Raw genomic sequence first — 25,158 nt, forward strand, 5'->3', positions numbered from 1 at the left:
ACGCAAAATCATGCATCTTCTGAAAATCGACAGCGAAACGCTCGATGCCGGCGAGGCCGCCATCGATCTCGGCCAGAGCCCGGCCGAGATCGTCTTCCTGTCCTTTTCGGACAGCGATCTCGCCCTGATGAGCCTCGCAGCAGAGGATCAGCATGCGGGTGCGCCCAGCCTGAGGCTCGCGAGCCTCGCCCAGCTCAAACATCCCTTTTCCATCGACCTCTATAGAGAAAAGGTCATTTCAAAGGCCCGCTTCGTCCTGGTCCGGCTGCTCGGCGGGCTCGATTATTGGCGCTATGGGGTCGAGGAGCTTGTCGCCGCCAGCCGGGCCCATGGTTTTCCACTCGCCATCATTCCGGGCGATGATCGCGCCGATCCCCGGCTCGCGGAAGCCTCGACCGTGGCGGCCGCAGATCTCGACCGAATCCTCGCCTATTGCCAATATGGCGGGCTCGCCAATCAGCGCGCGCTTCTCGCCTTCATCGCGGCGCGCTTTCTTGGCCGCGATGTGGAATATGCCAAGCCCGAACCCATTCCCGTCGCCGGACTTTTTGAACCGGCCTGCCATGCGCCTGAGGCATCTCATGGCCATATTCTTTTGATTTTCTACCGCTCCTTCCTCCTTTGCGGCGACATCGAAACCATCACCGCCATGGCCAGGGCTTTGGCGTCGCGCAAACTCGCGGTTACGACGATTTTCGTGCCGAGCCTCAAGGATCAGGCGGCGCGGGCTTTTATCCATGATCTCCTTGCCGCGATCCAGTTCGACGTCATCCTCAACACGACCGGCTTTTCCGCGCGGCTCGACGCCGGAGCCAGCATCCTCGATGCAGCCGATGCACCGGTGCTGCAAGCCTTTCTCGGCACGGCGGGCGAGGCGGCCTGGCGCGCCGATCCGCGCGGGCTCAAAGCCGCCGATCTTGCCATGAACATCTGTCTGCCGGAAATGGACGGGCGGCTCATCACCACGCTCATCGGCGCGCTGGCCGAACAGCCGTTCCGCACCGATCTGGAATTCACCCCGCGCCTGCATGCGCCCATATTCTCGCGCATCGCTCATGTGGCGGAGCGCGCGGCGGCGATCGTCCATCTGCGCCGAACCCCGCCCGAAGAGCGGCGGCTCGCCTGCATCATTCCGGATTATCCCGGCAAAGGCGGCGATAAGGGCGGCCAGACCGGCCATGCGGTGGGGCTCGATACCGGCCGCAGTCTCGCCGCCATCGCCACGCTGCTCGCCGGAGCGGGCTACAGAATCGGCGATGTGCCCGAAGCGGCAGGGCTGCTGCGCGCGCTTGCGGAATCAGATAAAGTGGAAACCGGTGGGCTCGCAATCCCGCTCGGCATCTATGAAAAGCATTTCGCGGCGCTGCCGGAAGCGTTTCGCGAGGCGGTGCAAGTGCAATGGGGCGCACCACAGGACGATCCCGCCCTCCAAAATGGCGTCTTCCGCTTCAAGGCTTTGCGCTGCGGCGCTCTTCTCATGGCGGTGCAGCCCGAGCGCACGACTTGGCAAGATCAGCGGCAAGATCGCAAGAGCGCCTATCACGACGCCGGGCTCGCTCCCTGCCATAAGTATATCGCCTTTCATCTGTTTCTGCGTCATGACGAGAAGATTCATGCTCTTATCGCCTGCGGCACCCATGGCACGCTCGAATGGCTGCCCGGCAAGGCGGCGGCGCTGACGGAGGAATGCGCGCCGGAAGTGCTCACCGGCCCGCTACCGGTGATCTATCCCTTCATCGTCAACAACCCCGGCGAGGCGGCGCAGGCCAAACGCCGGCTTGCCGCCTGCACCATAGGCCATATGACGCCGCCCTTGACGGCGGCGGGCAGCCATGGCATCGCCCTCGAACTCGAAGCCCTGCTCGACGAATATTCCGGCGCCGAATGGCTCGATCCCAAACGCGCCGAAAGGATCGGCGAGACCATTCTGCGGCGTGTCCGCGAAAGCAATTTTGCCGCCTTCGCCGGACTCTCGTCTCTCTCTCCGAATTTTCCGCAACAGGATATCCGTTCCGCCTTGCAACAGCTCGATGCCTGCCTCTGCGACATGAAGGAGCTGCGCATCGGCGATGGGCTGCATGTCTTCGCGCAAGGGACCGAGCAGAGGCCCGATATTGATGCAGCGCTTGCCGCTCAATGTAATATAGCGGAGGCAACGGGCCTGCTTGCCGCGCTGGACGGGCGTTTCGTGCAACCGGGGCCAGGCGGCGCGCCCTCGCGCGGGCGCCGCGACGTTTTACCAACCGGCCGCAATCTCTACGGCATCGATCCGCGCGCCGTGCCGACGCCGACCGCATGGGAGATCGGCTGGAATGCCGCCGAGGCTCTGCTCGAACGCCATGCGCAGGATCACGGCGACTGGCCGCGCGCCATCGTCATGGATCTCTGGGCCAGCGCCACAATGCGCACCGGCGGCGATGATTTCGCGCAGGCGCTGGCGCTGATCGGCGTCAAGCCGCGCTGGGATGCCGCGACGGGCCGCGTCAGCGGGTTCGACATTTTGCCCAACGCCAAACTCGGGCGCCCGCGCGTCGACGTCACCTTGCGCATTTCCGGTCTCTTCCGCGACGTTTTTCCGATGCAGATCGCCCTGTTCGATCAAGCCATCGGCGCTCTTTCCCGGCTCGAGGAAGACGACAATCCTTTCGCCGGAGCGGCTTCCGGTAGTCCCCTGGCGCGCATTTTCGGCGCTGCGCCCGGCGCCTATGGCCTCGGCCTCTCCCGCGCGCTTGCCGAGGATCCGCATCTCCTGCGCAAAGATCTCGGCGCGCTTTACCTTGCAGCCACATCCCACGCCTATGGCTGCGCCGGTGGCCAGGAAAAGGCAAACGAGGGTGAGGCAAGCAAAGGCTTCGCCGATCGCGTGGCAGAGGCCGACGCCTTTCTCCATATGCAGGACCAGGCCGAGCAGGACGCACTCGATTCCGACGCCGTGATCGACCATATAGGCGGTTTCGCCGCCGCCGCCGCCGCGCTCGGCAACGCTCCGGCGCTCTATCAAATCGACACCACCAAACCCGAGACACCGCGCGTGCGTCCGCTCGCCGGCGACATTGCCCGGCTGGTGCAGGGGCGGCTCACCAATCCGCGCTGGCTTCACGGTCAGATGCGCCATGGCTATCGCGGCGCAGCAGAAATCGCCCGCAGCGCCGATCATCTCTTCGCCATGGCGGTACTCTCCGATGCCGTGCCGCCGGAGGCTTTCGAGCGCCTGTTTGCGGCGCTTTGCCTTGATGACGAGATCCACGCCTTCCTCAAGCGCGAAAACCCCGATGCCGCGCGGGCGCTCGCCGATTGTTTCGAGGCGGCGCGGGCGCGGAATCTGTGGCAGAGCCGGCGCAACAGCGATTCCGCTTTGCTCGAAACCTTGCGCGCCAGCGCGGAGGGCTCCGCATGAGCGCGCCCTTCAAAACGCCGGTGAAGGGCTGGTGCCCCGGCGCCCTACGGCCGATGCCAGCGGGTGACGGCCTGTTGCTGCGCCTGCGTCCGAAAGGATCGGCCGTTTCGATCGACGCGGCGCGGGCCATCGCGGCGGTCGCGGCGCATTGCGGGAATGGCGGCATCGAATTGTCGATGCGCGGCAATCTACAATTGCGCGGTTTTGCGCCCGAAACCCTTCCCGAGGCGCTGGCACAACTGGCAAGACATGGCCTTCTCGATGCGACGGCCGAAGCCGAGGCGCGGCGCAACATCCTGATTTCCCCGCTCGCGGGGCTCACCACCGCGCCCGACATTCGCCCGCTGGAGGAGAAGCTTGGCTCCGCGCTTGCCGAGGCGCGGGACCTTGCCGCCCTGCCCGGCAAATTCGGCTTTCTCATCGATGATTGCAGCGCGCCGTCGCTCGCCGCCTGCCCGGCCGATATCCGTTTCGATTATGATACTGACACGGGCCTTTTCTCCATCGGCATCGGCGGCGACGCGACCGAAGCGATCCGGCTCGGCACCTGCACCACCGATGCGCTGGTGCCTCTGGCGCTCGGCCTCGCCCGCGCCTTTCTGCGGCTTGCCGCTTTGCCCGATGCCGGACAGGCGGGGCGAATGCGCGGCCTGATCGACCATTATGGCCCCGCACGGATTCTGCACTTGCTGCGACTGGGCGAAGGCGCACCGGTGCCATATGTTGCAACAGATCTTCGCGCATCGGTTACACCGCCCGTCGGTCGCTTCGACCTGACCCCATCGGCTCCGTCCCGCGCCAGCGCTTGTTTGGCCGCTGGCCTCCCTTTCGGGCGCTGCGACGCCGCCATGCTCGCGGGACTCGCCGAAGCAGCGGAGCGGGCAGGGGCCAGCGACATACGCCTGACACCCTGGCGTCTCGTGTTCCTAACTGGCCTTGAACCGGCGCGGCGCGATCACCTCGCCGAAGAACTCACCGATCTCGGCTTTATTCTTGATCCTGCCGATCCGCGCCTGCGCATTGCCGCCTGTTCCGGTGCGCCCGCCTGCGCCGAGGCCAGCACCCCGGTGCAGGACGATGCACAGGCGCTTTCAGCCCTGCTTTTGCACCGGCGCGCATCGGCAGGGGCTCCCGGCATTTTCCTTCATGTCTCGGGCTGCGCCAAAGGGTGCGCCCATGCCGCTCCAGCACCCTTGACGCTGGTCGCCCGCGCGGGCCTCTATGATCTGGTTCTCGAAGGCAAAGCCACAGACCATCCCGCCGCGCGCGGCTTGACCTTGACGCAAGTAGAGAGCCTCCTCGCGCGATCCTTTTCCCCCGAAACCGGAGCTTCCTCTTGAGCGGCCTCGATTATCTTCGAGATGGCGCGGAAATCTACCGCCGCTCCTTCGCCACCATCCGCGCCGAGGCCGATCTCGCGCGTTTCTCCGCTGCCGAGGAACAGGTCGCGGTGCGCATCATCCATGCCTGCGGCATGGTGGACATTACCGAAAACCTCGTCTTTTCCCCAGGAGCGGCGGAGGCCGGACGCGCCGCGCTCGCCGCCGGGGCGCCGATCCTCTGTGATGCCAATATGGTCGCCTATGGCGTCACGCGCGCCCGTCTTCCCGCCCGCAACGAGGTTTTGTGCTTTCTCGGCGACGAGAAAGTGCCAGCGCTCGCGGAAGGTCTCGGAACGACACGCAGTGCCGCCGCGCTCGAACTCTGGCGCCCGCATCTGGCCGGAGCGCTCGTCGCCATCGGCAATGCGCCGACCGCACTCTTTCATCTCCTCGACATGCTGGCGGATGGCGCCCCCAAACCCGCCCTCATTCTCGGCATGCCGGTCGGCTTCGTCGGCGCGGCGGAATCGAAGGAGGCTCTGATCGCCACCACTCCCGCGCCTTTCATCGCCGTCACCGGCCGCAAGGGCGGCAGCGCCATGACCGCCGCCGCGATCAATGCACTGGCGAGCACGCGCGAATGAGCGATGCCGTGAGCAACAGCACGGGTTCTTCCGCCAGCACGCCCACCGCTACGGGACGGCTCTACGGGCTCGGCCTCGGCCCCGGCGATCCCGATCTCATCACCGTGAAGGCCGCGCGGCTTCTCGGGGAAGTGCCCGTCGTCGCCTATTTCACCAAGAAAGGCGCGCCCGGCAAGGCGCGCAAAATCCTTTCCGCCTGGCGTGATGCGGAAGCGCGGGAACTGCCGCTTATCTATCCGCTGACAACGGAAGTGCATTTCTGCGATCCCACCTATACGGCTGCCCTGCGCGGCTTTTACGAGGATTCCGCTGAACGCCTCGCCGCAATTCTTTCCGCTGGCGAGGATGTCGCGCTCGTCAGCGAGGGCGATCCTCTATTTTATGGCTCCTTCATGCATCTGCACATCCGGTTGCGGGACCGTTTCCCCGTTACAATCGTGCCGGGCGTCAGCGGCATGGCGGGCGCCTGGAGCGCCGCCAGCCTGCCGATGACCTGGGGCGACGATGTGCTCGCCGTTTTGCCCGGCACGCTCGGCGCCGCCCTGCTCACGGAAAAGATCAAGGCGGCGGATGCCGCCGTCATCCTCAAGATCGGAGCCAATCTGCCGAAAATCCGCGAGGCCATCCGCGCCGCCGGCCGTCTCGGCGACGCACTTTATATCGAACATGCGACCATGCAGGATCAGGCGATGCAGCCGCTCGCCGACAGGAAAGAGGATTCGGCGCCCTATTTCTCGATGATCCTCATTCCCGGCCAGGGGCGGCGGCCATGATCGATTTCCCGGTTGATTTTCCGGATGGCTCGCTGCGCATCATCGGCCTCGGGCCCGGCCCCGCCGAGTGGATGACGCCGGAAAGCACGGCACTTCTCGCCGCCGCGAGCGATCTTGTCGGCTACAAGCCCTATCTCGACCGCATCGCTCCCCAGCCCGGTCAAAGGCTGCATGCGAGCGACAATCGCGTCGAAATCGACCGCGCCCGTCATGCCCTTGCACTCGCCATGGAAGGCCGCCGCGTGGGTGTCGTCTCGGGCGGTGATCCCGGCATTTTCGCCATGGCCGCCGCCGTCTTCGAGGCGGTGGAACAGGGCGAACCCGGTTGGGCAGCGCTCGACATCAAGGTAACCCCCGGCCTTTCCGCCATGCAGGCCGCAGCCGCCCGCATCGGCGCGCCGCTCGGCCATGATTTCTGCGCCATTTCGCTGTCGGACAATCTGAAACCCTGGGCACTCATCGAGCGGCGGCTGCAAGCCGCCTGCGACGGCGATTTCGTAATCGCGCTCTATAATCCGGCCTCGAAGGCGCGGCCGCAGCCGATCCATGACGCCTTCACCCTTCTGCGCCGGGAGAAGGCGGGAGAGACGCCGGTGGCCTTCGCTCGCGCCATCGGCCGCAAGGACGAATCCTTGGTGCTCACCACGCTCACCTCAGCCGATCCGGGCCTTGCCGATATGAGCACATTGGTGCTGATCGGTTCCAGCGCAACGCGGAGCCTCGTGCAGGCGGGAAGACCGCTTCTTTACACGCCGCGTTCCGTGAGGTCCGCCTGATGATGCACCGCGATTTTTTCCCGATGCGCGTCGATGCAGGCGAGGACATCCTGCGGTGCATGCACCGTGATCGCCGTTTCAGTTCCGCTCGAAGGCCGCTCGACCATGACGACCGGCAAGCCCAGCGCACGCGCGGCGGCGATCTTGCCATAGGTTGCCGCCCCCCCGGAATTCTTGGTGACGAGGCAATCGATGCGCTCCTCTTGCAGCAGCGCCTTTTCGCGCGCCGCATCATAAGGTCCGCGATCGTACAGAAGGCGATGATCGGGCAGAGCGAGAGCCCCCGGAGGCTCGATGGTGCGGATCAGGTAGAAATGCTGTGGCGCGGTAGTAAAGGCCTCGACCTGCAGCCGGCCGATGGTGAGAAAAACGCGGCGCGGCGTTTCGCCGAGCGCTTTTGCGGCGGCCTGCATATCCGGTACGCGGATCCAGCGATCATTCGGCTCCTCCCGCCAGGGCGCGCGGGTGAGGACAATGAGCGGAATGGCGCAGGCGGCGGCGGCCGCGCTTGCATGCGCCGACATTTGCGCGGCGAAAGGATGCGTCGCATCGACAAGAAGGTCGATGCCCTCCTGCTCAATATAGGCGGAAAGGCCCGCAACACCGCCGAAACCGCCGATACGAAAAGGGATCGGCGGGGCCACGGGAGCGCTGGTGCGCCCGGCAAGCGACAGAATCGGGGCGAGATCCGGCCGTGCCGCGAGACATTTCGCGAGCGCACTCGCCTCGCTGGTGCCGCCAAGAATGAGAAGCCGCATAAATCCGCTCCGCTTGCCCACAAATCCGATAGCCGCCAGAGCACGATCAGGGAGCTTTGGGCATGAGGCAGGCGGATGCCCCTTGCCGCACGGCTTCCGCCACTGTTTCGGCCCCCTGGCTCTCGCTGATCGGGATCGGCGAGGACGGCCGCGCCGGGCTTTCGCCCCATGCCGAGACCCTGCTCGCCCAAGCCCGTTTCATCATCGGCGGGGCGCGCCATCTGGCGCTTGCCGGCCCGCTCGATGCCGAAACCATGGTCTGGCCTTCACCGCTGGCCGATGCCATTCCCGTCATCGAGGCCCGCCGCCCCGGCCCCGTCTGCGTGCTCGCCTCGGGCGACCCGTTCTTTTACGGTGTCGGCACCCTGCTTTCCAGAGCCTTTGCACACGAGGACATGCTCTGCATCCCGGCGCCCTCCGCCTTCAGCCTTGCCGCCGCGCGGCTCGGCTGGTCACTGCAGGACTGCCGCCTCATCTCGCTGCATGGGCGCGCCTTCGAGCGCATTCTGCCGGAGCTACAGCCAGGGGCGAAAATCCTCTGCCTGACATGGGACGAAACCACCGCGCCCCGGCTTGCCGAAACGCTCGCCGCACGAGGGCTTGGCCATTCCAGCATCATCGTGCTGGAAGCGCTCGGCGGTCCGCATGAGAGAATCACGGCCACGCGCGCCGCCGATTTCTCAACAGAAAGCTTCGCGCCGGGGGGCATCCATCCGCTCAATCTGGTCGCCCTTTCCATCGAGGCGGCGCCCGGCGCAATGATCCTGCCGCTCGGCACCGGCCGCACCGAAGCCTTCTTTGAAAATGATGGGCAGATCACCAAACGCGAGATTCGCGCCCCCGCGCTTGCGGCTCTGGCTCCGACTCGCGGCGCGCTTTTATGGGATATTGGCGCGGGCTCGGGCTCGATCGGCCTCGAATGGATGCTGCTCGATCCGGCGAATAAAGCCATCGCCATCGAGCCGCATGAGGCAAGAGCGGCACGCATCACCCGCAATGCACAGGCGCTCGGCGTGCCAGGGCTTGAAGTAGTGCAGAGCGCGGCGCCGGAGGCACTCGCCACTCTGCCCCAGCCCGATGCGATCTTCATCGGCGGCGGGGCCAGCCGTCCAGGCGTGATCGATACCGCCATCGCCGCTTTGCCACCGGGCGGCCGTCTTGTCATTCATGCCGTCACGCTCGAGACCGAAGCGGTGCTGTTTCGCTGTTTTCAAGAGCATGGCGGCGACCTTATCCGTCTTGCCGTCTCCCGCGCCGAGCCGCTCGGCACTTTCCACGCCTGGCGGCAGGCCTTGCCCGTGGTGCAATGGAGCTGGACCAAGCCATGGCAGACGGTATGATCGCCATCGGCATCGGCTGTCGCATCGGCTGCCCGGCTGAAGACATTGCCGCCCTGGTGCGCGCCTGCCTCATTGGTGAAAACCGCAAGCCCATCGGCCTCTTCACCATCGCCGAAAAGGCCGGGGAAGCCGGCCTGATCGAGGCCGCCCAAAGGCTCGGCCTGCCGCTCACTTTTCTCGATCCTGCGCAACTCGCCGAGGTAGCACCCAAGGCGATTACCCGCTCGGCCCGCGTCGAGGCACTTTACGGCCTGCCTTCGATCGCCGAAACCGCCGCCCTTGCCGGAATTGGCCTTGCCGGAGCGGGTCTCGATGCGCACCTCCTTGGTCCGCGCATCGCGGAAGGCGGTGCGACCTGCGCGCTCGCCGCCGCTGCCAATGCGACGCAGGCAAATTCCTTCCCAGCCGAAAGCCAGTCATGACCGTCCATTTCATCGGCGCGGGTCCCGGCGCGCCCGATCTCATCACCTTGCGCGGGCGCGATCTCATCGCCGCCTCGCCGGTCTGCCTCTATGCCGGCTCGCTGGTGCCGCAGGCACTGCTCGATCATTGTCCGCCCGGTGCGCGCTGCATCGACACAGCGGCCCTCACCCTCGATCAGATCATCGAGGAATGCCTGCGCGCGACACAGGCGGGCCAGGATGTGGCGCGGCTCCATTCAGGCGACCTCTCCATCTGGAGCGCGCTTGGTGAGCAGATCCGGCGTCTGGAACAGGCGGGCATCGCCTATACGGTGACGCCGGGGGTACCATCCTTCGCCGCCGCCTCGGCCCTGCTCGCGCGCGAACTCACCTTGCCGGAAGTCGCGCAATCCCTGGTCCTGACCCGCACCACTGGGCGCGCCTCCTCCATGCCGCCGGAGGAAAAACTCGAAACCTTCGCCGCAACGCGGGCGACGCTCGCCATTCACCTTTCGATCCATGTGATAGAGGATGTCGTTGCCCGCCTCATACCCTTTTACGGCGTGGATTGCCCGATCGCCCTCGTCTATCGCGCCTCCTGGCCGGACGAACAGGTGGTGCGCGGAACATTGGGCACGATCCTCGCCGAGGCCGCTGCCCGGCCGATGGAGCGCACCGCTTTGATCCTCGTCGGCCGCGTGCTGGCGCCAGAGGATTTCCGCGAAAGCGCGCTCTATGATCCAGACTACCGGCGGCGGTTTCGCGGCGGATTATAGGGCAGGGCGGTGCACCAGCAGCAGCCATTCATTAAAAATCCTATAGAAACGTCATCCCGGCTTGCACCATGCCGATGTTTGGCTTTTGATGGGCCAGCTTTTCGCACGTTCACGCCGCAAGGCCCGAACAAGCCTCGCCTGATAGACAATGTTTCGAAGGAATAGAGCGGCACAATCCTGTAAGTCGTTGGAATGGGATGACTTGCAGGAACGGGCCCCAGAATTCCTGCGGAATTTGGATATAATCGCAGGCTTCGGCTGATCGGATGGGCCGCTGCAAATTTCCCGCATATCCAGCCGGTTATGTGGGATAGCACCAACCATCGGCCGTTCGGCAGGATACAACCGTCAGCGATCTCGGGTCTTGATGAGCGATCTCGCCCTTTCCTTCTCGCCTTTGCTGCCCTGGCCGCTTCTTGCCGCCGCCGCACTCGCCGCCATTGCCATCGTCGCGCTCTGGGTGCTTTCGGGGCGACGCGGAGCCTTCCTTCGCGGATTGGGGCTCGCGCTCATCCTCCTAGCGCTCTGGGATCCCTCCCTCGTGCGGGAGGACCGCGAAAGCCTGAAGGATATTGTCGCCGTCGTAGTCGACCGCTCCGGCAGCCAGAGCCTCGGCGAAAGGGCGCTGCAGACCGATGCCGCGCGCGCCGATCTCGAAAAACAGCTGCGCGCGCTCGGCTCCGTCGAAACGCGTTTCATTACCGCCGGCGATACGATCGGCGGCTCGAACGATGACAGCAATGACGGCACGCGGCTGTTTACCGCACTGAATTCCGGCCTTTCCGATGTTCCGGCCGAGCGGATCGGCGCGGTCTTCCTCATCACCGACGGCATTGTTCACGATATACCGGCCGATGCGGCAGCGCTCGGCTTCTCGGCGCCTATTCACGCCCTGATCACCGGCCACGAGGGCGAGCGTGACCGCCGCATCGAACTCATCGAGGCGCCGCGTTTCGGCATTGTCGGGAAGGATCAGACGATCGAGGCCCGCGTGCTCGATACCGCAAACGGAAACGAGCCGGTCGTCCTGCGCGTGCGGCGTGATGGTGAGCCGGTTGCCGTCTTGCGGGCACGGCCGGGCGAAAAGCTCCGGGTCCCGGTCAGAATCGAGCACGGCGGTCCGAATGTCGTCGAGCTCGAAGTCGAGACGCTCCCTGGCGAACTCACCGCCCTCAACAATAAGGCGGTGCTGACGATCGAGGGTGTGCGCGACAAGCTCAAGGTTCTGCTCGTCTCCGGCGAGCCGCATGCCGGCGAGCGCATGTGGCGCAATCTCCTGAAATCCGACGCCAATGTGGATCTCGTCCATTTCACCATCCTGCGGCCGCCGGACAAACAGGACGGCACGCCGATCAACGAATTGTCGCTCATCGCCTTTCCGACCAGCGATCTGTTCGGACGCAAGATCAGCGATTTCGACCTGATCGTCTTCGACCGCTATTCGAACCAGAGCGTGCTGCCCACCGTCTATTTCGACAATATCGTGCATTATGTGCGCGAGGGCGGGGCGATGCTGATCGCCGTCGGGCCTGATTTCGCCCGGCCGGATGGTTTGTTCTATTCGCCGCTTGGCCGCATCACGCCGGCAAGGCCGGACGGCGACGTGACGGAGCGCCCGTTCTATGCGGCGATCAGCCCGATCGGCGAAAAACATCCGGTGACGCGCGGGCTCATGGGCGCCCTGCCATTTGACGGCTCCCAGTCCACCGCGGCGGATAAGAAAGCATCCGAAAATCCGAACAGCCGCGCAAAAACGTCCCTGCCTCCACCCTGGAGCCCTTGGTTTCGCCAGATCAACGCGCAGGCAACGCGCGGCACCAGCATTCTCTCCGGCGTCGGCGACAAACCTTTGCTCGTCCTCTCCCGCGAGGGCAAGGGGCGGGTCGGTCTTCTGCTCAGCGATCAGATGTGGCTATGGGCGCGTGGTTATAAGGGCGGCGGTCCCTATCAGGATTTGCTGCGCCGCCTCGCCCATTGGCTGATGAAGGAGCCGGAACTGGAGGAGGAGGCGCTCCGCGCCAGCGTCCAGGGCGGCCAGTTGCGGATCGAGCGCCAGAGCCTGAAGGATTTCCCCGAGAAAAAGGGCAATGCGGGGCCGGAAGGCCCCAGCGTCACCGTCACCACCCCCTCGGGCAAGACGATCATTCTACCGCTCGCCGCCGCAGAGCCGGGCCTCTCCCAGGCGAACCTGCGTCCGGAAGAATTCGGTCTTTACCGGATCACCGATGGTACCTTGTCGATTCTTGCCAATGTCGGGCCGGAAAATCCGCGCGAATTTCAGGATGTCGTCTCCACTACCGAGAAACTCGCACCGATGGCGCAAGCGACCGGCGGCACGGTGCGGCGTATCGCCGACGGCATGACCGGGGCGGTCACCATGCCGCGCATCGTCTCCGTCCGGCCGGGTCTCGTCTATGGCGGCAGCGATTATGTAGCGGTGAAGCGCACCGGCTCGAGCGAGGTGAAGGGGATAGGGGTCGCGCCGCTCGCCATCGGCTTTCTCGGCCTTGCGGTTCTGCTCAGCGCCTTCCTCCTAACCTGGTTCACCGAAGGACGTTGGCGCGGCGGCCGCGAAACGCCGGCAGGAACACCTTCGGCATAAGCCTGGGCTGATGGCCGATCCTGATCCCCGCAGGTCTGGAGCGGCCATGTCCCTCCATCTGGATCTGGTCCTTCCAAAAGCCGTGCGCCACCAAGATGGAGCGAAAGCTCTCCTCCTTGATAAGGCCAAAGCCTTTCGGATATATCCGAAACGGTACCCACAAACCCGAGCCTTTTCAAAACAATGAAATCGCCCTTCACGCGTCATCAATGATCGGTATGAATGATTTCACGGAAGGTCTGAATGCCGAACAACGGGCGGCCGTCGTGACCACCGAAGGGGCTGTCCGCGTCATCGCCGGGGCGGGGACCGGCAAGACCAAAGCCTTGACGCAAAGGTTTTGTCATCTCATCGCGACACTCGGCATCATGCCGAAAAATATCCTCTGCGTTACTTTCACCAATCGCGCGGCACAGGAGATGAAACGGCGGATTCGCGCCGCGCTCGGCGACCTCGATCTCGGTTCCATCTGCACATTTCACGCATTCTGCGTACAATTGCTCAAGGAAGACATTCATGTCCTCCATTTTCCGAAGAACTTCATTATTCTCGACATGGAGGACGTCAAACAGATCGTCCTGAAAATCTTCACCGATATGGGTTTGACCCTGAAGGATACGACAGTCCAGCGCACGGTGGATGAAGTCATCGAAGCCAAAAAATTGTATGCGACAACCTATATCGATGACATCTATCTTCTGGACAATGAGCAGCTGAAGGCACGTTTCGCGACGGCCAGAAGCCGTGAGGATGAAATCTTTCTGCGCTATCTCTATGAGCAGAAGAAATGCTTCGGCTGCGACTTCAACGATCTCATCAATTTCGCCACCTACATTCTGGAAAAATTCCCCGATGTCCGTGAAAAATGGCAGAAGCGCATGCACTATGTCATGGTCGATGAATTCCAGGATGTCAGCAAGCGCCAATATAAACTCGCCCGCCTCCTTTCAGGCAAGCACGGCAATCTGTTCATCGTCGGCGATCCGGACCAGACGATCTATTCCTGGCGCGGCGCGCATCTGAAACTCTTCCTCGATTTCGACAAAACCTATCCAGCCACGAAGACCATCACACTCACCACCAATTATCGCTCGACGCCGCAAATTCTCACGTCCTCCAATAATCTGATTGCGAAAAACACAATCCGCTATCCGAAATCGCTCATTGCGGCAAAGCCGCCGGGCGATCGGCCCTTGTATTTTCACGCCAAAAGCGATGCCGACGAGGCGCGCTGGATCGCCGACAAAATCCGCGCGCTTGCTGCAGCCGGCGCGACATTCGGCGAGCATGCGGTGCTTTACCGGTCTCATTACCTTTCCCGCGCCCTGGAAGAACATTTCGTCGACGCGCAGATCCCCTACCGCATCCTGAGTGGCATCGCCTTTTACAGCCGCAAGGAAATCAAGGATGTCATTTCCTATATGCGGATGGCGACGGCAGCGGATGATCTTGCCTTCCTGCGGACAATCAATACGCCACCGAGACGGCTCGGGCGCAAGAAGATCGACCGGCTCAAAGTCCATGCAGAACAGGATGGCCGCTCGCTTTACGAGACATTGAAAAACAATCTCGCCGCCGACTGGATGAAGGGAACCAAAGCCGCGCTTTATGTGGAGGCGATTGAATTCATGCGCGTACACCGTGCCGGCATGGCTTTGGGGGATGCGCTGCAAACATTCCTCGATCGCGTCGGATACGAGGAATTCCTGCGCCTTCAGGGAGACCAGGACCGTCTCGACAATCTTGCCGAATTGAAACGCGCCGTAGCCACCATGGGCCTCGATGCCGATGCGACGCTTGAGGATTTTCTCGAACGCGTCGCCCTATTCACCGATCTCGATCAGAACGATAACGCCGAAACCGTCAAACTCATGACGATCCATGCGGTCAAGGGCATGGAATTTCCCTCCGTCTTTCTCTGCGGTCTCAGCGAAGGTGTGTTTCCCTCCCGCAAGGCGGATACGCCTGAAGCCATGGAAGAGGAACGGCGGCTCGCCTATGTCGCGATGACACGCGCCATGGACAGGCTTTTCCTGAGCGATAGCGAAGGCATCGCCAATAATGGCCTCTTCAAATTTCCCTCACGCTTCCTCTTTGACGCCGGTGAAGAGACGATCGACTTTGCCGTCCCACTCGATCGTTCCAACCTCACACAAACAAAAGAGGGCCAAGGGACATCCGACGCCGAAACGCATACATCCATGTTCGAACAGGGAGAACGCGTCGTTCATTCCGTCTTCGGGACTGGCACCATCCTCGACGTGAATAGAGCCGAAGCTTCCTATTGCATCGCCTTCGATACGCTCGATACCGAACGCAACATCCGGTTCGGGACGGCGCTTGAGAAGATCGAATGAGACTATCACTCGTCTCGTTAGAGCATTTTGTCTTTATATTGGATCGCTCTGCGATTCCATTTACCTGAAAATGCTCTAAATTTTCTGGGTGGAGCGTTTCTGGATATATCCGAAACGCTCTAGCGACGCATGGCTGTCTGGTCTCAGGCCGAAGAGCGATGGATCACGCTCTTCGCCCTTTGGCCAATTTTCAGGGCTTTTCCCGCGCAGGCAGCCAGCCGCCCAATTCGCGGCGCACCAAAGCGGTGATGACATCCATGCCTTCGGCGCTGGCATTGAGACAGGGCAGGGCCGCATAGGCTTCGCCCCCGGCCTTCAGGAAGATGTCGCGAATTTCTCCACCGACTTCCTCCAGCGTTTCCAAACAATCGGCGGCGAACCCCGGCATGAAGACGGCGATTTTCTTCACGCCCTCGGCGGCAAGCCTTTTCACGGTCGCATCGGTTGCCGGGCCGACCCATTCGGCGCGTCCGAAACGCGATTGGAAGGTCGTCGGACAATAGGCTTCTTCAAGCCCCAAGGCGTCGCGCAGCAGGCGGCCGGTTTCAAGGCAATGATCGTAATAGGGATCTCCTTTCTCCACCACGGCTTTGGGAACGCCGTGGAAGGACTGGAGAATCACTTCCGGCTCGAAAGAGAGATCGGCGATCGCGCGCCGCGCCGAACGCGCCAGGGCATCGATATAAAAGGGCTCGTCATAATAGGGCGGCGCTATGCGCAGCGCCGGCTGCCACCGCCGCGCCATCAGAGCCTCGAAAATCTTGTCGGCCACGCTTGCGGTCGTCGCCGCCGCATATTGCGGATAGAGCGGCACGGCAAGAATGCGCCCGCATCCCTGCCGCAACAGCGCATCAATGCCTTCGGCGATCGAAGGCTTGCCGTAACGCATCGCAAAATCGACGCGGATGTTTTCCGCTTCCACCGCATTCTCGGTGAAATGGGCGGCAAGTTCCCCGCATTGCGCGCGGGTGATGGTTTTCAGCGGGCTTTCGTCGAGCTTCTTGTCCCAGATGCCGGCATAACGCCGGCCGCTCGCTCCGGGCCGCGTGGTGAGAATGATACCATGCAGCACCGGCAGCCAGATGAGCCGCGGCGCATCGACCACTCTGCGATCGGAAAGAAATTCCCGCAGATAGCGGCGCATCGACCAATAATCCGTAGCCTCGGGCGTCCCCAGATTGATGAGGAGTACACCAATGCGCTGCGTCAGCGGCTCGGCTGCGGAAACGGAAGAGGTTTTTGTCATCACCGGACACTCTCGCGGACAATGGGAACCAATACCAAAGGCATTCGGCACTTTGAGACGATGTCATATCAGTCTCACCACCATGCGCTAAGCATTTCCCGTTTCAAGGCTGCCCGTTCCGCTCTCCCGATGCGCTTTGGCGCTTAGGCTTCGCAAGCAGTGCTTTTCGATTTGCAAGCGCGAAAAATTTCCTCGACAGCGACATTCCTTTTCCGGCTTGATGCTCCTCGTGCCAAGCTTCCGCAAAAGGTCCGGTTTTGCCCATGCGATATCCTACCCGCCGTCAGACCCTGCTCTCCGGCCTCGCGGCAAGCGCCAGCCTGTTCACCCGCGCCGCCGAAGCGGAAGGGTCGAAAATTCCGCTGACCTTTCTCCTTGTCAGCGATCTCTACCGGATCGACGCGGATCCCTTGGGCCGTGGCGGCATCGCCCGGCTGGCCAGCGTGGTGAAAGCCGAACGGGCTCGTGCCGCCGAACGCCACGGTGCCTTGATCTGCGTCCATGCGGGCGATGCACTTTCGCCAAGTCTGTTTTCGAGCCTCGATCACGGCGCGCATATGATCGCGCTGCTGAATGAAGTTGGCATCGACGTGTTCGTGCCGGGCAATCATGAATTCGATTTCGGCCCCGCGATCTATCGCCAACGCATGAGCGAGGCGCATTTTTCGATCCTCGCCGCCAATCTGCACGAGGCTGATGGCTCGCCCCTGCCCGGCCATCAGGATTCGCTGGTTCTGACGATCGCTGGCCGCACCATTGCCATCATCGGTGCAACCTATGATGCGACCCGCGCTGTCTCACGTCCGGGCGATCTGCAATTCGGACCAACGGCTTCCACTATTATCGAGAAAGCCAGCACCGCGCGAGCGCAAGGCGCGGATTTCGTCGCCGCCATCATCCATGCCGATCGGAAGACCGGTAACGACATCATGAAAAGCGGAGCGGTCGATCTCGTTCTCAGCGGTCATAATCACGATCTGCATATCGATTTCGACGGCCGTACAGCCTTCATGGAATCAGCGCAGGACGCCAATTATGTGACGAGCGTCGATGTGGATCTCGCCGCTTCTGGTGGCGGGACCCTCTGGTGGCCGAATTTCCGCATCGCCGATACGCGCGAGATCCTTCCAGATCCATCGATGCAGGCCGAGGTCGATGCCTTGAAGGCAGACGTCGCCAAAGGTCTCGCGGCGGCACTGGTGCGAACCGAGACGCCGCTCGACAGCCGCACCCAGATCGTGCGCAGCCAGGAATGTGCGATCGGTAATCTATTCGCCGATGCGATCCGTCAGGCGACCGGGGCCGATATCGCTTTGCTCAATGGCGGCGGCATTCGCGGCAATCGCCTTTATGACGCGGGCAGCCTCCTGACGCTCGGCAATATCGTCGAGGAATTGCCTTTCGAGAACAAGACGCTGGTGCTTCCCGTCAGCGGCCTGACCCTGCAGCTCGCCATCGAGAACGGACTGTCTCAGGCGGGCCATCCGAGCGGACGGTTCCCGCATCTTTCCGGAATGCATGTCCTTGCCGATCCGGCACGCCCACCGGGCAGCCGCATTCTCGAGATCCATATCGGCGACACGACGCTTGAACCTGACCAGACCTACAGGCTCGCCACCAATGATTATCTGGCGCAGGGTGGCGATGGCTATCTCATGCTCGCGGGCGCTGGAACAGTCTCTCGCGATTCCGGCAACAGGCTGATCTCCCAGGATGTCGCGGACGCTTTAAAGGGTTTTGGACAGGTCGCTCCGAAAGTCGAAGGCCGGCTTGTCCTGCGCCTATCGTGAGCCGCTAAAACCGCCAGCCGGTCTTGATCACGATACTGCCGGTCCATTGCTTGAAATTGCGGTTCTCGAAATTGGAGAAATTCCGCGTATAGGAGCCCTGGAAATCGAGCGCCGGACTGCCGAAGAGAGCCGCGGTCCGTTCGGTGCCGAAGAGAGCGACGGGAACAACATATTCCAGGGTGGCGATCGGTTCGATTTCGAAATCACGTCTGTGCCTCCCAAGAGCATCGCCATCAAACCAGCGTCCCAGCATCTGCACCGCCAGACTGGCGTTCCATTCCTCTGAAATCACATAGGAAAGGGATGGAATGAAAAAGACGGCGGAGGAGGCCGGCAGAGGTGTCCGGAAACGCCGCTGGCCGAAGAGCGTCACACCAAGCGACCAGACCGACGAGGCGCTCGAATTGCGGGTCGGAGTAATCCTGCGCATGTCCGCATCGAAATTGAATCTCTGGTTGAAGCCGACGTTGAGATCGTGCCGGATCGCGAGCCGGTCTGCAAAAAGGGGCAGAAAATCGGCACGCGGCGCATAGACGATATAGGGAGCAAAACCCTGATCATCGCGCGGGTTGATATATTGAAGACGGACAGTGCCGGTCGCTTTGTCGACATCCGCGCCTCGCGAATGAACAAAGCGGTCGGTTTCCATGCGGGCGCCAAGCGACAGACGCAACGGCAGGTCGAAAAGCGGCGTCGCCCAGCCGAGATTTTGGGTCGGGCTGAGTTCGAGCGTCGGGGTTCCATCACGCCGGCTCGATTCCGCATTGGAATTATAGACGAAAGGCGCCAGCGAGTTGAAGGTGAAACGTGGCGTTCGCAACGGCCTTTCCAGTTCGGGGGCGGTCGCGATCAGATTGTTCAATGGGGAATTGCGCGATCCCGGCGTCGCCAGCAGGGCATCGATACGCGCATCCATGGCGTCATCGGTGGCGCTGTCGCCCGCGGCCTGCGCCGCAAGCTGCCCGGGCGCCATCAGCACGGCGATCAACACAAGCAGCGAACCATAAAACCGCATCATTCGTCCTGAAAATCATTCGTAAGGCATGGGATCTCCCCGATCCGGCCGCCTTCCAGAAACCTTTGCGCGGCCAGCGAGAGAGGCAGCGAAGAACGCTAGCAAGCTCGGGTGTCAATCGATCAAAGGCGGCCCATCGCCCGCCTCCGAAAGCCTTTGTTCAGATCAGAAAGATCCTGTTCGGCAGCAGATCCTGTTGATTCTGCGGGGGAAAATGGTCTGCAAGCACTCTTGCACAAAGATCTATGGCTTCGATGAACCCGTCCGCAAGGCGATCTGCCCGGGCGCCGCCGAGTACGGCCTCCACCGCGCCCTGCCAGATTTGCGGATCCACCTTGTCGGCAATGCCCTCGTCCGCAACGATCCGGGCATAATGCTCTTCGAGTGAAACGAAGATCAGCACCGCAGCACGATTGCGCGTGCGATGAAGGCCACGAATAAAAAATTGTTCCATCGCCGCCCGATGCGCCTCGGTGCGCCGCACCGCATGCGGCACCAAATGCGCGCGGATCGCCGGTGCGCTAAGGATGAGATAGGCGACGATGAAGACGATGAGCTGGGCAAGCAGAATGCGCTGGATGGAAAGATGGGTGAAGGCGAGAAGCAGCCATGGCGTGGCGAGTGCGCTCACCACCGACCAGGCGACGGGATAAAGCAGATAATCGGAAGAAGAATGGGCGACGACACAGACGATTTCGCCACTCGTGCGACGCTCCGCCACCTCGATAGCCGCGCCGATTCTGTCCTGATCCGCATCGCTCAATCGCATAGGACCCTCGCCTTTCTTCGATTCTTTGGCTGATCAGCCCTCACCAGCTTCCCGAGGCACCACCACCGCCGGATGATCCACCACCACCGGAAAAGCCTCCCCCAAAGCCGCCGCCGTCTCCGAAACCACCTCCGCCATAACCCCCGCCACCAAAACCGCCTCCGTTACGGCCCGATCCCAAAAGAACGCCGAGAAGGAAGGAAGCGAGATTGCTGCCGCGCGGCGATCGCGTCAGCAGGAAGAGGATGAAGATGAAAAAGAGGATTGCGACCCAGGGGATCGCCTCATCGGCCGGCGTTTCCCCTCGCGCCGCGCGCAAATCCGGACGTTTCTGCCATTCCTGCGCATCAGTCGAAAGAACGGCGATAATGTCATCAACCCCGCGATTGATGCCCCCACCGAAATCGCCGGTCTTGAAGCGCGGCGCCATGGCATTGGCGATCACGAGGCTCGAAAGAGCATCCGTCAGTGTTCCTTCAAGGCCATAGCCGACCTCGATCCTGACCCGTTTTTCCTTGGGCGCCACCAGGAGCAGAACACCATTGTTCTTTGCCTTTTCACCGAGACCCCAATGGCGGAACAGGAGATTGGCATAGTCCTCGATCTCCTGGCCCTGAAGCGAGGGGACCGTCGCAACGACGAGCTGAATGCCGGATTTCTCTTCGAGCGCCTGCAGTTTGGTCTCGATCGATGCGCTCACCGCTGGCGGAATGATGCCGGCATTATCGACGATGCGCCCGGTCAGAGGTGGAAAATCGAGGGCGAAGGCAAGACCGGCGAGACTGAGAAACAGCAACGCACCGGCAACGAGCCGGGAGAAGAGCGCACGGGTGGACATCGCGTTCCGGCGACCCTGCATTCGAGAAAATGCCGCGTTTCGCATGCGTTGTTCCACCTGAAAATTCGATCGTTCCAATTCTGATATGGAATGATCAGCGCCCTATGCGCTCATGCACTTTCCTCGCGGCACAATCGAGGTGGATCGGAAGCCTACTTATCCAAGACTCCCGATCCCACGGGCCAGAAAAGCCTGTCCGGAAGGACCCAATCCGATCGGTGAGCCGGCATAGCCATGGCACACCCTGTCGTGCATTCTCCGGCTAGAGCATGTTCGGATGTTTCCGAACTGCTCCACGGGAAAAATTAGAGCATTTTCAACTCATTTGACTCGCGAAGCGATTCATTCCGAACCGAAAATGCTCTAGCTTGATTTATTTGCCGAATTTGACCTGCGGCGGCGTCTGCGCCTGATCCGTCGCGGAAAATTCCGCCATCGGCTTGGTGCCGCGGAAGATCGTCTGCGCCCAGAGAATTGTCGGGAACGTCCGCAAGGTCGTGTTGAAGGTCCGCACGGCCTCGATGTAATCGCGCCGCGCGACGGCAATGCGATTCTCCGTCCCTTCAAGCTGCGATTGCAGCGCGAGAAAATTCTGGTTCGATTTCAGGTCGGGATAATTTTCCGTGACCGCGAGAAGCCGGCCGAGAGCGCCGCTCAATTGATTCTGGGCATCTTGAAACTGTTTCAGCTTTTCCGGATCCGTCAGTTGCGAGGCATCCACTTTCACGGCGGTCGCCTTGGCACGCGCCTCGACCACGGCGGTCAGCACGTCTTTTTCCTGATTCGCGTAGCCCTGAACTGTGGCGACCAGATTGGGAATGAGATCGGCACGGCGCTGATATTGATTTTGCACGTCCGACCAGCGCGCCTTGGCCTGTTCCTCGAGTGTCGGAATCGTATTGTAGCCACAGGCTGATACGGTTAGCCCGAGCAGGATCGCGACAAGGATGGAACGCAGGCGGAGCAGGGAAAACGGATGAAGACTTGTCGAAATCATGAATAATCCTCCAAGACGCGCAAAGTTTTAGGCTGTCTCACCAATGAAGGAAAGGCCCAGCGATTTCTTTGGACAGTATTGTTTCAAGGAATGGCCCTCACCATGAATTGACTCATCATGACGGAAATTCTGGATTATCTTCGTCGGGAAACTGAAAAAGAGCCACGTTCAAGATGGACTGCAAGATTCGCAGATTGCATTGACACGTCCAGGAATAGCTTTGACCACAGCTTTCTCTTTCTGAAAAAGGGTGAACCCTTCAAGAAAGGGCATCGCTATGCCTGTCGGTTCATCTGGAAAAAACTTTTCCACATTGGGCTATTTCGAGAATGCTTTATGCCGGAGGTAGTTTGTTTCATCTTTACGTCATGACCTGTGCCACCAAGTCAGGGATGATGTCTGTGTTCTCAATTTCCCCTCATGATCAGCATTTTTTACGATGAATTTCTTTTTGCGATGAATGTTAAAGCGATTTTTCAGCTTTGCCTGCACCAGAAAATACACGTTTTACTGGCTTTTCAAATAAAGACCGGTCGCGAAGGTCATCGGGGATCAGCCGCATCGCCTGCTTTGAGCAGAGACAGGAGAATGAGAGAAAGATACTTTATGGAAAGACTTTGACGTCAGGGTTACGAGCCCAATACAGGTCTCGTTGATCACCACCGATCGTAATCATTCAGGCTAGTGGAAAATCCAACGGCTCCGCTGGGAAAGTCTTTTTACCAAATCCGAGTCTATAGCTCGGCAATACTCAAAAAACAGTGGGGAAATGCAATCATCATGGGCTGCCCTTCTATTTTATCATTCACAATATTTTCCCGTTGGAAAGGGTTGCCGCTTGCGTCAAATTTGCCAGAAGTGTTCCGAATCATTTCAACGGAGAGCACCGATACACGGCGCATTCAATTCGGTTGCATCCGCTTCTCGTGGCAATCGAGCCTTTTCTTTTCAAGGAAGATCACTGCGTTATCCGAGATGAATTCAAGACCGCAAAACTCCCTTCGTTCGAAGGCTTTGCCGATTTTTGGGGTTCTCCTTGTGTTTGGAGCAATAATCGGGGGAGCAACAATCGGGATTGAGGCGCAGGCAGGTGCGATCGGGGATTATTCCTACCAGGGTCCGCGCAACGTCCTTGAATTATTCACGAGCCAGGGATGCGCTTCCTGTGAGCCGGCGGACAAACTGCTCTCCTCGATGGCGCGCCGCCCCGAGCTTCTGGTTCTTTCCCTACCCATCGATTATTGGGACTATTATGGCTGGAAGGATACGCTCGCCGACCCCGCCTTCACTGCCAGGCAAAGAGCCTATGCGACGGCCCGTGGCGACCGTCAGATCTATACGCCACAGACCATCATCGATGGCGTTGTACCAATTGTAGGCAGTGACGCCGAAAAGATCGGGGAGGTGCTGCACCAACGTGCGGCGGCTGCGAATTCACATTGGATCCCGATCCGTTTGAGCGATTCCGGATCCAGGGTGCATGTTTCCATTGGCGCCGGAGCAGAGGAATCAGCCTCGGTCTTCCTGCTGAGCGTCGACCCGGTCAGCACGGTGCAGATCCGGCGCGGTGAAAATGCCGGGCGCTCCGCCACCTATACGAATGTCGTAAAAAGGATCCAGAAGATCGGCGAGTGGGACGGTTCGGTAAGAGATATTGACATTCCCAAGCCCGTCGATGCGAAAAACGGCTATGTGATTTTGTTGCAGCGCGGTGATCTGGCGCGGCCCGGTGAAATTCTCGGCGCGGCCAAGACACCTGGACTTTGACGTTTCGCCCGACCACTCAAGATTGCGATGTCACGGATTTTGGTTGCGAGCCAATCTTCCCTGGAACAAACTGCCCTGGTCAGTCCCCCGATCCTCTCTGACTTTCGTAAACGGGCGCAATCATCCGGCAATGAATCAGAGTTTAAAAAGACAATCCCTGTCCGAAAGGGAAATCGCTGTATCACGAGGAATTGAAAGAATTTCAATCATCAAATGATACCAAATGCGAACCGGAGAAATCGGCCTTAGAGGCCGAAATTGTCGACAGTCCCAGCCAATATTCCAGCTTTGCTCATGCAATGAATATTTGATCGGCATCCATTTCCAGGTAAACAGTCACTGACTGGCGTTTATTGAGATGATTTTAATAAAATTGCGTCTGATTAAGGTCGGATCCTGCTGATAGGACTGAGCAGATTTGGTCTCTTCGGCGGTTAGGCCCGCGCGAGGCGGAGCGGCGGCTTTCGAGCCAAGCCTCACTGATTACAATCGGTCGTGATCAGCGAGATCTGGAATGAGACATGGTTTTGGAGTTGTTTCGTCTTATGAATGCGTCGCTTTTCTTGCCCCGGACCGCGGATCGCAACCAAGCCATTGTGTCTTCCGCTTTCGTCCAGCCAACCAACGTCAATGCTTTTTCCCCGAGCAAACGCAACCGTTTCGGAAGCGTTCTGTTCGGAATGGCAATGACCGTCGCGGCCCATCTCGTGGCCCAAGTCTCAATCAGCGCCTCGATCAGCGTCTCGGCCAATGCAGCAGCGCTTTCACCTGGCGTTGCGGCGATAGAGCCTTCCGGATGGGATGGCGGCACCCTGCATGGCACAAGCGGGAACCATAATTATATACAGGAAGCGCGGGCGAGCCATTCCAACAAAGCTAAAGACAACGCCAAAACCGAATCCAAAGAGAAAAGCGGAAAGCCGGTACTCGTCGAGAGTTTCGGCGACTGGGGCGCCTATCTGGCGCAGGGAAAGACCAAGACCTGCTACGCCTTGGCCATGCCGAAGGAGCGCCTGCCCGCCAAACTGAAGCGAGATCCGGCCTATATTTTCATTTCCCATCGGCCTGCGGAAAATGTCCACAACGAAGTTTCGATCATCATGGGATTTGCGATGAAGGATGGCAGCAATGCCTCGGCCGAAATCGGCAATACCTCCTTCGATCTTGTGGTGAAAGGCACCAATGCCTGGGTCAAGAATCCAGCCCAGGAGACTCCGTTCATAGAAACGATGAAGAAAGGCTCGAAGCTTGTCATTCGTGCCCCTTCGATCAAGGGTAATGTCACAACCGATGTCTATTCGTTGAAGGGGCTCAGCCAGGCCCTCGACCGAATCCAGAAAGATTGTTCCAAATAAAGAACAGTCGCAATATTTCTTCCAAAATCGCGCAATACGTTCCGGTGTAGACTGTACAACTATTTGAATTTTTTGAAGGCTTCAAATAGATCAACAGATTTTTGCATCGGACTTGCTGCAGTGCAAAAGCGGTAATTCATGGGCGTTTTGTGTAGAAATACACAAAACATAGAATAATTTACAGAATCAAATCTATCCTTCAGCTTGGCCATCAAGTCAAAAGTTCGAAATTTTC

19 protein-coding genes are annotated in these 25,158 nt (G+C 60.6%); 13 read left to right on the forward strand and 6 right to left on the reverse strand.

The genetic code is table 11. The features are described 5' to 3' along the window. Window positions 1–10 precede the first annotated feature (10 nt). Genes cobN through cobJ form a run of 5 tightly spaced genes read left to right on the forward strand, consistent with a single transcriptional unit; the run spans window position 11 to window position 6,912 of the window. A complete protein-coding gene (cobN, locus tag DL88_RS18910; protein ID WP_034999663.1) occupies window positions 11–3,397 on the forward strand; it encodes a cobaltochelatase subunit CobN in 3,387 nt (1,128 codons plus the stop codon). After that, window positions 3,394–4,737 carry a precorrin-3B synthase gene (gene cobG, locus DL88_RS18915; RefSeq protein WP_034999665.1) on the forward strand — a complete coding sequence of 448 codons (1,344 nt, stop codon included), beginning with the start codon at window positions 3,394–3,396 and terminating at the stop codon, window positions 4,735–4,737. Before cobN ends, cobG begins: the two co-directional genes overlap by 4 nt. After that, window positions 4,734–5,363, forward strand: a complete 630-nt coding sequence (locus DL88_RS18920) for a precorrin-8X methylmutase (RefSeq protein ID WP_034999668.1) — start codon at window positions 4,734–4,736, stop codon at window positions 5,361–5,363. Before cobG ends, DL88_RS18920 begins: the two co-directional genes overlap by 4 nt. Further along, window positions 5,360–6,136 (forward strand): precorrin-2 C(20)-methyltransferase, encoded by a 777-nt coding sequence (locus DL88_RS18925; protein ID WP_051956179.1) that lies wholly within the window; start codon window positions 5,360–5,362, stop codon window positions 6,134–6,136. The genes DL88_RS18920 and DL88_RS18925 overlap by 4 nt, the downstream gene beginning before the upstream one ends. Next, window positions 6,133–6,912 carry a precorrin-3B C(17)-methyltransferase gene (gene cobJ, locus DL88_RS18930; RefSeq protein ID WP_034999671.1) on the forward strand — a complete coding sequence of 260 codons (780 nt, stop codon included), beginning with the start codon at window positions 6,133–6,135 and terminating at the stop codon, window positions 6,910–6,912. The genes DL88_RS18925 and cobJ overlap by 4 nt, the downstream gene beginning before the upstream one ends. Here cobJ and DL88_RS18935 read toward each other — a convergent pair. After that, the gene (locus DL88_RS18935) at window positions 6,882–7,670 is read right to left on the reverse strand and encodes a cobalt-precorrin-6A reductase (protein WP_051956180.1); all 789 of its coding nucleotides are present in this window, start codon (window positions 7,668–7,670) and stop codon (window positions 6,882–6,884) included. The genes cobJ and DL88_RS18935 overlap by 31 nt on opposite strands. Window positions 7,671–7,732: 62 nt before the next feature. Between DL88_RS18935 and DL88_RS18940 the strand changes: the two genes are divergently transcribed. The 5 genes from DL88_RS18940 to DL88_RS18960 all read left to right on the forward strand — a co-directional run bounded on the left by DL88_RS18940 (window position 7,733) and on the right by DL88_RS18960 (window position 15,146). Next, on the forward strand, window positions 7,733–9,010 hold the full coding sequence (locus DL88_RS18940; protein ID WP_034999673.1) for a bifunctional cobalt-precorrin-7 (C(5))-methyltransferase/cobalt-precorrin-6B (C(15))-methyltransferase: 1,278 nt from the start codon (window positions 7,733–7,735) through the stop codon (window positions 9,008–9,010). Continuing rightward, entirely contained in the window at window positions 8,995–9,432 is a 438-nt protein-coding gene (locus DL88_RS18945) for a cobalamin biosynthesis protein (protein WP_245270958.1), read from the forward strand. The genes DL88_RS18940 and DL88_RS18945 overlap by 16 nt, the downstream gene beginning before the upstream one ends. Next, a complete protein-coding gene (cobM, locus tag DL88_RS18950; protein ID WP_034999676.1) occupies window positions 9,429–10,187 on the forward strand; it encodes a precorrin-4 C(11)-methyltransferase in 759 nt (252 codons plus the stop codon). Before DL88_RS18945 ends, cobM begins: the two co-directional genes overlap by 4 nt. A gap of 367 nt (window positions 10,188–10,554) precedes the next feature. After that, complete coding sequence (locus tag DL88_RS18955) at window positions 10,555–12,789, forward strand: membrane protein (RefSeq protein ID WP_034999678.1); 2,235 nt, start codon at window positions 10,555–10,557, stop codon at window positions 12,787–12,789. Between the two features lie 218 nt (window positions 12,790–13,007). Continuing rightward, the gene (locus tag DL88_RS18960) at window positions 13,008–15,146 is read left to right on the forward strand and encodes an ATP-dependent helicase (protein ID WP_034999827.1); all 2,139 of its coding nucleotides are present in this window, start codon (window positions 13,008–13,010) and stop codon (window positions 15,144–15,146) included. 190 nt (window positions 15,147–15,336) lie between these two features. On the opposite strand, the gene hemH is transcribed toward DL88_RS18960, so the two are convergent. Next, window positions 15,337–16,392 (reverse strand): ferrochelatase, encoded by a 1,056-nt coding sequence (gene hemH / locus DL88_RS18965; RefSeq protein ID WP_034999680.1) that lies wholly within the window; start codon window positions 16,390–16,392, stop codon window positions 15,337–15,339. Between the two features lie 263 nt (window positions 16,393–16,655). Here hemH and DL88_RS18970 point away from each other — a divergent pair, with 263 nt between their 5' ends. After that, window positions 16,656–18,182 (forward strand): bifunctional metallophosphatase/5'-nucleotidase, encoded by a 1,527-nt coding sequence (locus DL88_RS18970; RefSeq protein WP_034999684.1) that lies wholly within the window; start codon window positions 16,656–16,658, stop codon window positions 18,180–18,182. 4 nt (window positions 18,183–18,186) lie between these two features. Here DL88_RS18970 and DL88_RS18975 read toward each other — a convergent pair whose 3' ends face one another. From DL88_RS18975 to DL88_RS18990, 4 genes are all read right to left on the reverse strand, one after another. Continuing rightward, window positions 18,187–19,200 (reverse strand): hypothetical protein, encoded by a 1,014-nt coding sequence (locus DL88_RS18975; protein WP_245270960.1) that lies wholly within the window; start codon window positions 19,198–19,200, stop codon window positions 18,187–18,189. Between the two features lie 157 nt (window positions 19,201–19,357). Further along, window positions 19,358–19,966: a TPM domain-containing protein gene (locus DL88_RS18980; RefSeq protein WP_034999687.1), complete on the reverse strand. Its 609-nt coding sequence runs from the start codon at window positions 19,964–19,966 to the stop codon at window positions 19,358–19,360. Between the two features lie 40 nt (window positions 19,967–20,006). After that, entirely contained in the window at window positions 20,007–20,804 is a 798-nt protein-coding gene (locus DL88_RS18985; protein ID WP_034999689.1) for a TPM domain-containing protein, read from the reverse strand. Between the two features lie 373 nt (window positions 20,805–21,177). Further along, on the reverse strand, window positions 21,178–21,801 hold the full coding sequence (locus tag DL88_RS18990) for a LemA family protein (RefSeq protein ID WP_034999692.1): 624 nt from the start codon (window positions 21,799–21,801) through the stop codon (window positions 21,178–21,180). 684 nt (window positions 21,802–22,485) lie between these two features. Here DL88_RS18990 and DL88_RS19000 point away from each other — a divergent pair. Beyond that, entirely contained in the window at window positions 22,486–23,568 is a 1,083-nt protein-coding gene (locus DL88_RS19000; protein ID WP_245270961.1) for a DUF1223 domain-containing protein, read from the forward strand. 686 nt (window positions 23,569–24,254) lie between these two features. Beyond that, window positions 24,255–24,923, forward strand: a complete 669-nt coding sequence (locus tag DL88_RS19005; RefSeq protein ID WP_245270962.1) for an invasion associated locus B family protein — start codon at window positions 24,255–24,257, stop codon at window positions 24,921–24,923. Window positions 24,924–25,158: the final 235 nt, after the last annotated feature.

Source organism: Beijerinckia mobilis (assembly GCF_000745425.1).
Classification (GTDB): domain Bacteria; phylum Pseudomonadota; class Alphaproteobacteria; order Rhizobiales; family Beijerinckiaceae; genus Beijerinckia; species Beijerinckia mobilis.